The organism is Gemella sp. 27098_8_149 (assembly GCF_041433745.1).
GTDB lineage: Bacteria > Bacillota > Bacilli > Staphylococcales > Gemellaceae > Gemella.
Window position 1 is genome coordinate 1 of record NZ_JAPWCB010000014.1, and the last position, 12,494, is coordinate 12,494.

The 12,494-nt window shown below is 29.7% G+C and carries 11 protein-coding genes and 1 other annotated feature; of the genes, 10 read left to right on the plus strand and 1 reads right to left on the minus strand.

The window, feature by feature from the left end:
- Positions 1 to 286: 286 nt before the first annotated feature.
- The 5 genes from mnmE to O3801_RS06515 all read left to right on the plus strand — a co-directional run bounded on the left by mnmE (position 287) and on the right by O3801_RS06515 (position 4,805).
- Positions 287 to 1,669: a tRNA uridine-5-carboxymethylaminomethyl(34) synthesis GTPase MnmE gene (mnmE, locus tag O3801_RS06495; RefSeq protein WP_371454446.1), complete on the plus strand. Its 1,383-nt coding sequence runs from the start codon at positions 287 to 289 to the stop codon at positions 1,667 to 1,669.
- 39 nt (positions 1,670 to 1,708) lie between these two features.
- A complete protein-coding gene (locus O3801_RS06500) occupies positions 1,709 to 2,473 on the plus strand; it encodes an exodeoxyribonuclease III (RefSeq protein WP_371454447.1) in 765 nt (254 codons plus the stop codon).
- Positions 2,474 to 2,681: 208 nt separating this feature from the next.
- Complete coding sequence (locus O3801_RS06505) at positions 2,682 to 3,173, plus strand: hypothetical protein (protein ID WP_371454448.1); 492 nt, start codon at positions 2,682 to 2,684, stop codon at positions 3,171 to 3,173.
- Between the two features lie 538 nt (positions 3,174 to 3,711).
- Complete coding sequence (locus tag O3801_RS06510) at positions 3,712 to 4,173, plus strand: DUF3290 family protein (RefSeq protein ID WP_224207462.1); 462 nt, start codon at positions 3,712 to 3,714, stop codon at positions 4,171 to 4,173.
- Positions 4,173 to 4,805, plus strand: a complete 633-nt coding sequence (locus O3801_RS06515) for a DUF421 domain-containing protein (protein WP_371454449.1) — start codon at positions 4,173 to 4,175, stop codon at positions 4,803 to 4,805. Before O3801_RS06510 ends, O3801_RS06515 begins: the two co-directional genes overlap by 1 nt.
- Before the next feature lie 140 nt (positions 4,806 to 4,945).
- Here O3801_RS06515 and O3801_RS06520 read toward each other — a convergent pair whose 3' ends face one another.
- A complete protein-coding gene (locus O3801_RS06520; RefSeq protein ID WP_371454450.1) occupies positions 4,946 to 5,227 on the minus strand; it encodes a GNAT family N-acetyltransferase in 282 nt (93 codons plus the stop codon).
- 716 nt (positions 5,228 to 5,943) lie between these two features.
- Positions 5,944 to 6,181: a binding site (T-box leader), on the plus strand.
- A 76-nt stretch (positions 6,182 to 6,257) separates the two neighbouring features.
- On the opposite strand from O3801_RS06520, the gene O3801_RS06525 reads away from it, so the two are divergent.
- The 5 genes from O3801_RS06525 to O3801_RS06545 all read left to right on the plus strand — a co-directional run bounded on the left by O3801_RS06525 (position 6,258) and on the right by O3801_RS06545 (position 12,494).
- Positions 6,258 to 7,535, plus strand: coding sequence for an O-acetylhomoserine aminocarboxypropyltransferase/cysteine synthase family protein (locus tag O3801_RS06525; RefSeq protein WP_371454451.1), 1,278 nt, complete (start codon positions 6,258 to 6,260; stop codon positions 7,533 to 7,535).
- A gap of 343 nt (positions 7,536 to 7,878) precedes the next feature.
- Positions 7,879 to 8,547, plus strand: coding sequence for a response regulator transcription factor (locus O3801_RS06530; RefSeq protein WP_371454452.1), 669 nt, complete (start codon positions 7,879 to 7,881; stop codon positions 8,545 to 8,547).
- Between the two features lie 80 nt (positions 8,548 to 8,627).
- The gene (locus tag O3801_RS06535; RefSeq protein ID WP_371454454.1) at positions 8,628 to 9,533 is read left to right on the plus strand and encodes a sensor histidine kinase; all 906 of its coding nucleotides are present in this window, start codon (positions 8,628 to 8,630) and stop codon (positions 9,531 to 9,533) included.
- Between the two features lie 379 nt (positions 9,534 to 9,912).
- A complete protein-coding gene (locus O3801_RS06540; protein ID WP_294683436.1) occupies positions 9,913 to 11,520 on the plus strand; it encodes an ATP-binding cassette domain-containing protein in 1,608 nt (535 codons plus the stop codon).
- A 221-nt stretch (positions 11,521 to 11,741) separates the two neighbouring features.
- On the plus strand, positions 11,742 to 12,494 hold the full coding sequence (locus O3801_RS06545; RefSeq protein ID WP_003147441.1) for an ABC transporter ATP-binding protein: 753 nt from the start codon (positions 11,742 to 11,744) through the stop codon (positions 12,492 to 12,494).

Here is a 12,494-nt window from a genome sequence, read left to right on the forward strand (position 1 = left end):
TTTTTTTATGTTTTACTAAAAAATCCTGACTTCGAATTCCCTGAAAAGTTTATAAAATATGTAAAAAGCTTTTATAAAGTGAAATTAGATAGATATAAACCACTGTGTCTATTAGTTTTATATAAAATTTTTAAAATTTCGAATTTGTTGTACCTCCCCTAACCTGGTATGTAAAAAGTATATAAAATGTAGCTTGGTCGTATATAGAGAAAAATTTAAAGGAATAGTGTATAATAAATAAGATATGAATTTTTAATTAATATAAAGATTAGAAGGAGTTTGAATAATGAGTGAAACAATTTGCGCTATATCGACTGCCCTAGGAGAAGGAGCTATTGGTATTGTTAGACTTAGTGGTGACGAAGCATTTAGTATTGCTGAAAAAATAGTAAGACTACCAAAAGGTAAAACGGTAGAGAGTCTAGCTAGTCACACTATAAATTATGGTAATGTAGTTGATCCAGCTACAAATGAAAAAATCGAAGAAATTATGCTTGTAAAAATGGTAGGTCCGCGTACTTATACTACTGAAGATGTTATAGAAATTAACTGTCATGGTGGTATTGTAACGATTCAAAAAGTACTTGCACTTTGCTTAGAACATGGTGCTAGAATGGCTGAGCCGGGAGAATTTACGAAACGTGCCTTTTTAAATGGACGTATCGATTTAACACAAGCAGAGGCTGTAATCGACTTTATTAAGAGTAAAACAGATGAAGCTAGTCAAATTGCTAACAATCAAATGCAAGGACGCTTATCGACGCTTATTAAACGTCTACGTGCTGAAATTTTAGATATACTAACAGTTGTTGAGGTAAATATCGATTATCCTGAATATGATGATCTAGAAATAGAAACGACAAAAACTATTCTTGAAAAATCAACAAGTATTAGAAATAGTTTAGAAAGTCTACTAGAAACATCAAAACAAGGAAAAATTATTAAAGAAGGAATAAATACAGCTATTATTGGTCGACCTAACGTTGGTAAAAGCTCACTGTTAAATAACCTACTACAAGAAAATAAAGCTATAGTAACTGATATTGCAGGAACAACTCGTGACGTACTAGAAGAGTACGTGAACATTAAAGGAGTACCGATTAAATTAATCGATACAGCAGGTATTCGTGAAACAGACGATATCGTGGAACAAATCGGGGTTAAACGTAGTAAAGAAGCTTTAGAAAAAGCTGATTTAGTATTATTCTTATTAAATAGTAGTGAAGAATTAACTGAAGATGATAAAGAATTATTAAAACTAACTGAAGGAAAAACAACTATCGTAATATTAAACAAACTAGATTTAGAGACGAAAATTGATATTGATGAAGTTGAAAAATTAGCGTACAACCACCCTATCATAAAAACATCTATGACAACATACAAAGGAATAGATGAACTTGAAAAAAATATCAGAGACCTATTCTTTGGTGGAGCTGCTCGTCCAAAAGATGCGACATACTTATCAAATACACGTCAAATCAACCTTATTCAACGAGCTTTAACAAGTTTAAATGATGCTATCGGAGCTGCTGAATTAGGATTAGAAGTAGATATGGTCTTAATAGACTATACGAACACTTTCAACCTACTTGGAGAAGTTATCGGGGAAAACTCTGGTGATGAACTAATAAACGAATTATTCAGTAGATTCTGTCTAGGAAAATAAAATGTTTCACATGAAACATGAAACAAAAAGGAGAACGAAATGAAATGTATAAGTTTTAATGTCAATGGTCTAAGAGCGATCGTTGGTAAAAATTTCGAAGAAGATTTTAAACAATTAGATGCTGATTTCTTCTGTTTACAAGAGACAAAAATGCAAGCAGGACAGTTAGATTTACAATTTGATGGCTATTATAGCTATTTTAACTATGCTGAACGTAAGGGATACTCAGGAACAGCTATATATACTAAACACGAGCCATTAAATGTAACATATGGAATAGGAATCGATGAACATGATACAGAAGGTCGTGTAATTACCCTAGAATACGATAAATTCTTCTTTATTACGGTATATACACCGAACTCAGGTAGCGAGCTTAAGAGATTAGATTACCGTATGAGTTGGGAAGAAGATTTTAAAAACTATTTATTAGAATTAAACAAAACAAAAGGTGTCGTTGTTTGTGGAGATTTAAATGTTGCTCATACAGAAATAGATTTAAAAAACCCGAAATCAAACACGAAAAATGCTGGGTTCACACCGGAAGAAAGAGAAAAATTCACGAAGTTATTAGATGCTGGATTTATCGACACATTTAGATATTATAATCCAGATTTAACAGGTGCCTACTCTTGGTGGAGTTACCGTTTTAATGCACGTAAAAATAATGCGGGATGGAGAATTGATTACTTTTTAGTAAGTCGTGACTTAGAAGAGTACTTAGAAGGTGCTGCTATTCACAATGAAATTTTTGGTAGTGATCATTGTCCTGTAGAGCTTGTATTAAAAGACAATTTGTTGTAAAATATAATATGCGTTGTGGCTAAACCATGACGTATATTTTTATCTTTAGCATGACTGACAAAAGTAATATCTTATTTAAAATCATGCATAATGATTAAAAATACTTATTAAAAAATAAAATTAGCGGGGGTGACTTAATAAAAATAAATTTCTATGAGATTATGGGTTTAAGTTATTCCTGTATTAATTTTAAGAAAAGAGGTAATTTATGGGACCAAAATTTTATATAGAAGATGTAAATGAATGGGACACAAAATATTCTATCGATTACATTAAATTCGATGAGTTTGGAGTGATTGATGTTGTAAGAGTAACAGAAGAGAAAGATTATCTAGTTCACGGGAATATTACGTTACCAATCTTTGATTCGGAAAATGAGTATATAGATTACTTGGAAAAAGAAGATATAATAGATCCATACTTGGCAGGTATTCTTCGCAAATTAATAGGATACAAGCCTGAAAGAATGATAATAGACGAAGTTTCACTAAATAATGTACTATTTATAGGTGATCCTAGGGGTGCAGAAAGAGCGACAGGTTTTAAAGATGCATTTGAACTTATGATGGAAGCTACGATGAGATGGGAATTCTCAGCTTTAGAGGCACTTAGAAGAACGATGCAGGTTATAAGAATATTAATGCGGGACAAAGAGCATAAATTAAGTGATGGGCCTATTAGAATAAAAAAGGCGAGCTAATGCTAAGAAAAACAAAATTAGAAAAATAATAGCAAGTAATGAAGAGAATAGCAGAGGGTCGTGTTTTTTAAAGAATAAGCTATAAAAATGAGTGGGAACATGGAAAAACTAGTAAAGTGACGACTAGTAATGATATAAATGAAGGTATTTCTTATGTCTTAGAAAAACTGGGAGAAACAGTAGAGACAATGCCACTCACTACTTTTTATGAAGATTATGAGAAATACCCTACTTTTTTGCTGAAAATATCAATTATTTAGTTATTCATCATTTAGCTATGATAAAATATCTTCGAAATCAGTGGATTGTACATGAAATTTTACAATCTATTTAGCTCTTTGCTAAAATTAAAAACATAGAATTTTCATAAATGAATACTCATTTAAACAACAATACGATAAGAAAATATTTAAGTGACTTTAAAATTGTATGAAAATAAAAAACAAAATTATCTATAAAAATATTTTAGATGATAAAGATAGAATAGCGTAGGAGTTAAAAATAGAATAATATAAATGTTTCACGTAAAACAAAAGGAGTGATAGGTTTGAAATTTTATTCTTATGAATATTTATTAAATAAAATAGATCAGAGTAATACTATAACATATGTAGTAGGAGGATGCTTACTATTAATAATAATAGTATCACTAATTAAGTATTATAAAAATAGACAAGATAGCAAGTATAGAGAATTAGCTATCATAATGATATTAGGTATCTTTTTATTAATCGGGATACAAGTAAGTGATTATCAAAGTAATAGTATATCAGCTAATCAGTATAAAAGCTCTATTGAATTTATTGAGGGAGTTTCAGAAAAATTAAATATTGACAAAACACATATCTATATAAATAGTGAAGCCTCTATAGAAAATTCATTTTTAAAAATAGATGATAACTACTATAGAGTAATAAGTAACGGAAAAAAAGGTGATTATTTACTAGAGAAAATAGAATTGGTAGAACCAATTGTTGAAAAAGTGGAGGTGAAAAGATAATGCAACTTTCATATATAGATATAGCAATAAAACTAGCTTTAGGTTTATTATCGCTTGTAATAGTAATTAATATATCAGGAAAAGGAAATTTAGCACCAACTTCAGCGAGTGATCAAGTTCAAAACTATGTACTCGGGGGAATATTAGGAGGGGTAATATATAGTCCATCAATTTCTATTTTACAATACTTCAATATATTATTAATATGGATAATTTTGGTATTAGGTCTGAAGTGGTTAAAAACAAATAACTCATACTTAAAAAAAATGATAGACGGAGAACCTACAACAATAATAAAAAAAGGAAAAATAGATGTAGAAGCAACAAGAAAAGCTGGTTTAACAGCACAAGACATAGCTTTTAAATTAAGAACACAAGGTGTTTATAGTATTCAAAAAGTAAAAAGAGCGGTTTTAGAACAAAATGGACAACTAATTATAATACAACAAGGTGAGGAAAATCCTAAATATCCGGTAATTACTGATGGAACGATCCAACATGGTACATTAGAATCGATGGATAAAACAGAAGAATGGTTAAAAGAAACTTTATTGGAATTAGGATATGAAGACACATCTAAAATATTCTTAGCAGAGTATGACAAAGGACAATTACATATAATTGAATACTAATATAATTTGTTTTTTAAATGAAATTAAAAATTTTAACAAGACAATAACAAATTAATTAAATAAGAAAATAATAATATCGATTAATATAACAAAAAGTAAAAGCAGGAAATTGAAAAAATCAATTTTCTGCTTTTAAAAAACTATTTTTCAGCATTAATAAAATCGAAAGAAGAATCTTCTTGGAATTTTTTAACGACATAAGAGCAAGTTGCGATAATTTTTTTATTTTGTTCTTGCATATCTTTAACAAGAGCGTCTAATAACTTCCCAGCTACCCCTTGACCTCGAAGAGATGAATCAACAAAAGTATGATCTGCAACAACTACAGTAGGATTGCTAGTATTAGAATAAGTAATTTCAGCAATAACCCTACCATTTTCATCATATTTAACGAAACCATTATTTGTTTTAGTAAATTCCATATAAACCTCCTAGAAAAATCATATAATAATATGAGTGTTATTAGTTTTATTATATCATAAAAAAGGTGAAAAGGATTTAGAATTGAATTTTAAAAATAGTAAGAGAGTATCCTACATATCACTCTATAAAAAGTACTAGAGTTATTAAAGGAAAAGTAATGCTCAATCAAACTCTTGTTTTAGATTTGAAAGTTAGAGGGGGACTTGATATAGAAAAAAGTATTTAAAAAAGAAGAATTAAAGGTAAATATAACAAAATAGAAAATTACTACATAATCTCAACAGTTTATAAGTGGATTTTATGCTGATCTTCTTTTTTTATTGATATTTTGTATTTTCACTACCATTTTCATGATATTCTTATTACTCTTTTATATTTTGTTGTTTTTTTACGTCATGCTATATTTCCCTTATTTTGTCGTTTTATATTTTTTATGTCTTTTTTATTTTTGAATATTGTCCATTTTTTTTTCTTTATTTTTCTCGTCTTTCTTCTACTTTGTAATTTACATTTGAAAATAATTATAAAATTATTATTCCTTAAATTAAAATAAATAGTTTTACTGAATTTTTATTTTCTAAATAATAAATAGATTAAAATATTTTTATAAGATTTTTTGTTTAACATCTTATAGAAGAAAAATAAAACGGTTTATTTTTTTGAAAAAAGTTATTGACAAATATATAAAACGGGTGTACAATTAGTTTAATTTAATACACAAACGTTGAAAAGATAAGTAGATTAATACGTAGCTACAACAGAGAGTTGCTGGTTGGTGTGAAGTAACATGGTGAAGTTTAGTTGAAAATGGTCTTAGAGTTTTGTTTATCTAATAGGTAAACACGTGAGTTGCACGATATAGCACACAGTATAAACATGTACTGAATAAGGTACTAATCGCAAGGTTAGTATAAACTAGAGTGGTAACGCGAATTAAGATAATCGCCTCTATTGCATACGCAATAGGGGTGTTTTTTTATTACCTAAAACACAGAACTTATCAAAACGTAGAAAAGAGGAAAAAATATTATGACAAGAAAATTTAGTTTTGAAACATTACAATTACACGCAGGACAAACAGTTGGAGATACAAAAGCGAGAGCTGTGCCTATTTACCAAACAACATCATTTGTTTTTGATGATACTCAAGATGCAGCTGATTCATTTGCATTAAGAAAAGCTGGGAATATTTATACACGTATTACAAACCCTACTACTGCAGTCTTTGAAGAAAGAATTAACGCTTTAGAAGGTGGAGTTGGTGCATTAGCTGTAGCTTCAGGAATGGCTGCAATTACATATGTATTCTTAACATTAGCGCATGCAGGAGATCACATTGTATCTTCTAAAAATGTATATGGAGGAACATATAACCTGTTAAAACTTACTCTACCACGTTATGGTGTAGAGTCAACGTTTGTTGATCCAGATAACTTTGAAGAAATTGAACAAGCAATTACTGATAAAACTAAAGCTCTATTTGTGGAAACTCTAGGTAACCCATTAGCAAATATTGCTGACTTAGAAAAATGGGCTGAGATTGCTCACAAGCACAAAATTCCATTAGTAGTTGATAACACATTTGCTAGTCCATACTTAATTAATGCATTTAGCCATGGAGTAGATATTATTGTGCACTCTGCGACTAAATTCATCGGAGGTCACGGTACATCAATCGGTGGTGTTATCGTTGATAGCGGTAAATTCGACTGGGAAGGTAGTGGAAAATTCCCACAATTAGTAGATGAAGATCCAAGTTATCACAACTTAAGTTATACAAGAGATGTAGGACCTGCGGCGTTCATTACAAATGTAAGAACACAGTTATTACGTGATACAGGAGCAGCATTATCACCATTTAACGCATTCTTATTATTACAAGGTTTAGAAACGTTATCTTTACGAGTAGAACGTCATGTAGAAAATACTCAAAAAGTAATAGACTTCTTAGTAAAACATCCTAAAGTAGCATCAATCAACTACCCAGGATTAGAAGGAAACAAATATTATGAATTAGCTAAAAAATACCTACCTAAAGGTAGTGGATCAATCTTCTCATTTGATGTAGTTGGAGGAGAAGAAGCAGCGCGTAAAGTAATTGATAGTTTAGAAATCTTCTCAAACTTAGCGAATGTAGCTGACGCGAAAAGTTTAGCTATTCACCCAGCATCTACAACACATGGTCAATTAAGTCCAGAGGAATTACAATATACAGGAATTACTCCGCAGCAAATTAGACTATCAATTGGATTAGAAAGTGCTGATGATTTAATTGAAGATTTACGATTAGCTTTAGAAAATATTTAATAGAGAGAAAGTTTCACAAGAAACATTTAATTAAAATAATTAATATTTTATTAAAATTTGTGGATTAAGACAGACTATTAAAAACCCTTGACAGCCATTTATTTTAATACTAACATATAAAAAATATCTTAATCCACAATTTTCTCTTTTTGAGTAGAGATTGTTTAGGAGCATGAAATAGAAGCGAGGCAGCGCAAAAATTTCATATAAACTCCTTCCTAGACAATCTCTGCTTTTTATTTTTTGAAAAAATGAGGGGAAAACATAATTTTTAAAAGAATATATCCTAAGAAGTATGTTTATGATATAATTTTAGTAATAATAGTAGCTAAGGGGTGAAAGTATGTATAAAATAATGATAGTAGAAGATGATGAGATAATTTCAAATTCAATAGCTGGATATTTACAAAAATGGCAGTATGCTACGCATGAAGTTGTAGATTTTCAAAATGTAGTTAAAGAATTTGTGGAACAGTCACCTGATTTAGTGTTAATGGATATTAATCTTCCCTACTTCGATGGTTATTATTTCTGTGAGGAGATTAGAAAATTATCGAAAGTACCTATAATTTTTATTTCATCTGCAAATGATGATATGAATATTGTAATGGCTATGAATATAGGTGCGGATGATTTTATTGAAAAGCCATTTAAGTTAGTTGTCCTAAAGGCAAAAATTGAAGCACTACTGCGACGTGTGTATAATTTTAGCGGATCTTCAAATCTTGTAGTGTATAAAGATGTAATTTTTGATATGAGTCGTGATGAGGTGAAATTCCAAGATAACCTTATCGAACTTACTAAAAATGAAAGTAAAATTCTTACGGTTTTATTAGAAAACAGAGAAAAAATAGTAACGAGAGAAGAGATAATTACCGCTCTGTGGCAAAGTGATAATTTCATCGATGAGAATACCCTATCCGTTAACATAAATAGGCTAAGAGCTAAATTAAAAAGCATAGGAATAGATGAATTTATTACGACTAAAAAAGGTAAAGGATATATCGTCTAATGGAAATATTAAAAAGTTATTTAAAGAAAAACATAAAGGTTTATATCTTATTTATAGTTTTTATTCTTATATTTTTTATTATGTTCTACTTGTACAATTTACCGCTAGAAGCTTTAATTTATACAGGAAGTTTTTGCTTTTTAGCAGCGCTTATAGCTAGCTTTTCTGATTATGCTAATTATAAAGAAAGTTATAAGAAACTAAATTTCTTGGAGCAAAATATTCTAAATGATCTAGATGCTCTGCCGAAAAGTTTGGATATCAGAATAGATTATTATCATAAAATTATAGAGAAATTGTATGAAGAATTAGAAAAATTAACTCAGGAAAATCGACAAAAAAATACCGACATGGTTGATTATTATAGTATGTGGGTTCATCAGATAAAAACGCCGATTGCTGCGATGAATTTTCTATTGGATAATGAAGAAGTAGATCAAAAAATCTTACAGCAAGAACTGTTTAAAATAGAACGATATGTCGAGATGGTTCTGACGTACATAAGATTAGATAGTATATCCTCAGATTATGTCATAACTAAGATTAATCTTGATGAAGTTGTGAAAGAAAGTGTAAAAAAATATGCATCACTATTTATTAATAAAAAAATAAAATTAAACTATGTTTCACATGAAACAATGGTGATTAGTGATAAAAAATGGTTAAGCTTCGCTTTCGAACAAATACTAGGTAATAGTGTGAAGTACTCTAGTAGTGGTGGAGAAATTACTATAGAAACCTGTGATAATAAACTGGTTATAGAAGATAAGGGTATAGGAATCAAAGAAGAAGATCTACCTCGAATTTTCGAAAAAGGTTTTACAGGTTTTAATGGAAGATACGAAAAAAAATCGAGTGGTCTAGGTTTGTATTTATGTAAAAAAACTCTAGATAAACTTGGACATCATATTGAAATTTCTTCAACAGTTGGAAAAGGAACTAGAGTAGAAATTACATTCCCGAAAGAAGATACATTAAGGGATTAAATATAAATAAGTCAATAAGAAATCCTCTTGGGAGTTAGATTATAGATTTAACTCTCAAGAGGATTTTTTAATTTAACAAGTGAGACTGGATATAAATTGATAAACTCCCGAATTAAGGTAGCTATAAACCTGACAAAATCTACTTGATATATGCGAGTGACTTAAAAATCGTGAGTTAGAAGAAATACGATTTTGTCGAGATGCCCCTCAAAGTTTATTAGATGTAAAATTTATAAAACCTAAAAAGTCACTTGATATATATATATATTATAATGAAAGAAAAGATATTTTCTAACTAATAAAAGAAATTATCTGAAAATTATCTTGTTTAAGTTTATTTTATTTGATAGAATAATAGTAAGGTATAAGGAGGGAAAAGATGAAGCAGTATTTAAAGAAAAGATATTTAGAAAATAGTTTGTTGCTTTTACTAATTATTTTTGGAGGAGCGTGTAAAGTTGTTGCTGCGTATTTTATAGGGGATGGATTTAACGAATTAATTAAGTCGAATACCGATGGCTTTTTCTATAATATAGCCTATGCAGGTATAGTGTTTTTATTATATTTGGTTTCTCTTTATATAAAAATTCCGTATGAAAACTATGTAGTGCAAAAGATGATAACTGACATTCGATGCGATGTCGTTGATGCAATTTCTAAAAATAATTATGCTAATTTCAATAAGAAAAATAGCGGAGATTACATATCATGGCTTAGTAATGATTTGATGATTGTTGAGGAAAAAGGATTTGGTAATTTTTATCAAAGTATTACAGCGATAATAGAAACGCTTTTAGCTATAGTTGGATTATTTGCATTCCACTGGTCGATTATCGTCTTTTCTATAGTAATGAGTGTTCTTACATTAGTTTTACCAGCTCTTGCGCAAAAATCTATCCAGAATAAAGCTCAGAGATACTCAGGTTCATTAGAAAAATTAATAAGTAAAAATACAAATTACTTACAAGGATTCGATAGTTTATTATCTTTCAATAAATTAGGGATTTTGAAAAAAATTGTAGCAAGTTCTTCTAATGAAGTATTAAAAGAATCTGTATCGCTAAGAAAAAGTGTCGGTTTAGCTGGTGTCCTAGGTGGTTTAGGTAACTTAGTAGGACAAGTTGGTGTGGTATTACTAACAGGGATACTAGCGCTAAAAAATATTGTTGGTTTTGGATCTATTTTAACGGTAGAATCACTAACATCTACGATTTTTAATTCAGTAGGAAATATTATGAATATTACGGTAGAGTTGAATATCGTAGTGCCAATTTTTGAGAAATTCGAGAAATTTAAGGAAGAAGCTAAGGTAATTAATGATCAAGATACTGGCAAAAAATTATTAAATGATGAAATTGAGACTATAGAATTAGAAGATGTTTCTTATAAATATGAAGAGAAAAGTGTATTAAAAAATATTTCGTATTCATTTAATAAACATGGAAAATATGCGATTGTCGGTGAAAGTGGAAGTGGAAAATCTACATTGTTAAAATTATTGACTGGAAGAATAGAAAATTACGAAGGTGCAATTAAATTTAATGGAGAAGAACTAGATGGTCTTAATAAGCATAGCTTGTATGATAAGATGCTATATATTCCACAAGAGCCTTATATTTTTACAGAAAGTTTAAGATTCAATATAACGCTAGGTGATGAATATGCTGATGAAAAAATCAAAGCTACCTTAGAAAGTGTAGGACTAGGCGAGTTTTTAGCAAGTCTTGAGGACGGTTTAGATACTGAACTTGTAGAAGGCGGTAAGAATTTATCAGGTGGTCAAAAACAAAGAATAGCACTAGCTCGTGGAATTATTAGAGAGAAAAAAGTAGTACTGTTAGATGAGATAACGTCTAACTTAGATAAGGATAATGCAGAAAAAATAGAAGAACTTCTATTAACTAATCCAGAATTAACGGTAATTCTAATAACGCACAGACTAGATAATAACTCTGAACAAAGATTCACAGATGTATTGAGATTATAATTTCCTAGGAAATAAGGTAGAACTACTTCTTTGAAATCAAATAAAAAGTAATAAATATCCCAATCTTACAAAAGTGTAAGGTTGGGACCTTTTTTGTAAGGAAAATCGATAGAATCTGTAAGAAAAGTAAGGTAGAATATAAATATAAACAACGAGGAAGTTGTAGAAAAGTTCGAACTAGGAAGATAAGATAAAATAAAAAGAATTCAGGAGTGATAAAAATGTTATTAGAAGTCAACAATGTAAGAAAAGTTTATACGACAAGATTAAGTACTCAAAGTACAGAAGCGTTAAAAAATGTAAATTTCGCAGTAGATAATGGTGAATATGTAGCGATCATGGGTGAAAGCGGAAGTGGTAAAACTACTTTATTAAATATTATCGCAACATTCGATAAAGCAACGTCAGGAAATGTGAATTTAAACAATTTAGATTTAAGTAAGTTGAAAGATAAAGACCTAGCGAATTTCCGTCGTGACAATCTAGGATTCGTCTTCCAAGATTTCAATCTACTTGATAATTTTTCTATAAAAGACAATATCCTGTTACCGTTAGTACTTGCTAATAAAAAATACAAAGATATGGAAAAAAGATTAGAGAAAGTAACTAAACCTTTAGGAATTGATAAGTTAATCAATAAGTTTCCATATGAAGTATCTGGTGGTCAACGTCAAAGAGTAGCGGTAGCTCGTGCGATTATTACAAATCCAGCACTTATCTTAGCGGATGAACCTACAGGAGCGCTAGATTCAAAATCAACAGATCAACTGTTAGAAGTATTTGAAAAACTAAATAATGCGGGACAAACAATTATTATGGTTACGCACTCTGTGAAAACAGCAGCTCGTGCAAAACGTGTATTATTTATTAAGGACGGAGTAGTTTTCCACGAACTTAGAAAAGGAAATGCGACTACTAGTGAAATGTTCCAAAAAATTAATGATACGTTAACTTTAATGCAGGCAGGTGAGTAA

Excerpts from the sequence above, each read along its gene's own strand:
- O3801_RS06520 (WP_371454450.1), bottom strand. The coding sequence starts at position 5,227 with ATGGAATTTACTAAAACAAATAATGGTTTCGTTAAATATGATGAAAAT.
- O3801_RS06525 (WP_371454451.1), top strand. The coding sequence starts at position 6,258 with ATGACAAGAAAATTTAGTTTTGAAACATTACAATTACACGCAGGACAA.
- O3801_RS06545 (WP_003147441.1), top strand. The coding sequence starts at position 11,742 with ATGTTATTAGAAGTCAACAATGTAAGAAAAGTTTATACGACAAGATTA.
- mnmE (WP_371454446.1), top strand. The coding sequence starts at position 287 with ATGAGTGAAACAATTTGCGCTATATCGACTGCCCTAGGAGAAGGAGCT.
- O3801_RS06500 (WP_371454447.1), top strand. The coding sequence starts at position 1,709 with ATGAAATGTATAAGTTTTAATGTCAATGGTCTAAGAGCGATCGTTGGT.
- O3801_RS06535 (WP_371454454.1), top strand. The coding sequence starts at position 8,628 with ATGTTCTACTTGTACAATTTACCGCTAGAAGCTTTAATTTATACAGGA.
- O3801_RS06540 (WP_294683436.1), top strand. The coding sequence starts at position 9,913 with ATGAAGCAGTATTTAAAGAAAAGATATTTAGAAAATAGTTTGTTGCTT.
- O3801_RS06505 (WP_371454448.1), top strand. The coding sequence starts at position 2,682 with ATGGGACCAAAATTTTATATAGAAGATGTAAATGAATGGGACACAAAA.
- O3801_RS06530 (WP_371454452.1), top strand. The coding sequence starts at position 7,879 with ATGTATAAAATAATGATAGTAGAAGATGATGAGATAATTTCAAATTCA.
- O3801_RS06515 (WP_371454449.1), top strand. The coding sequence starts at position 4,173 with ATGCAACTTTCATATATAGATATAGCAATAAAACTAGCTTTAGGTTTA.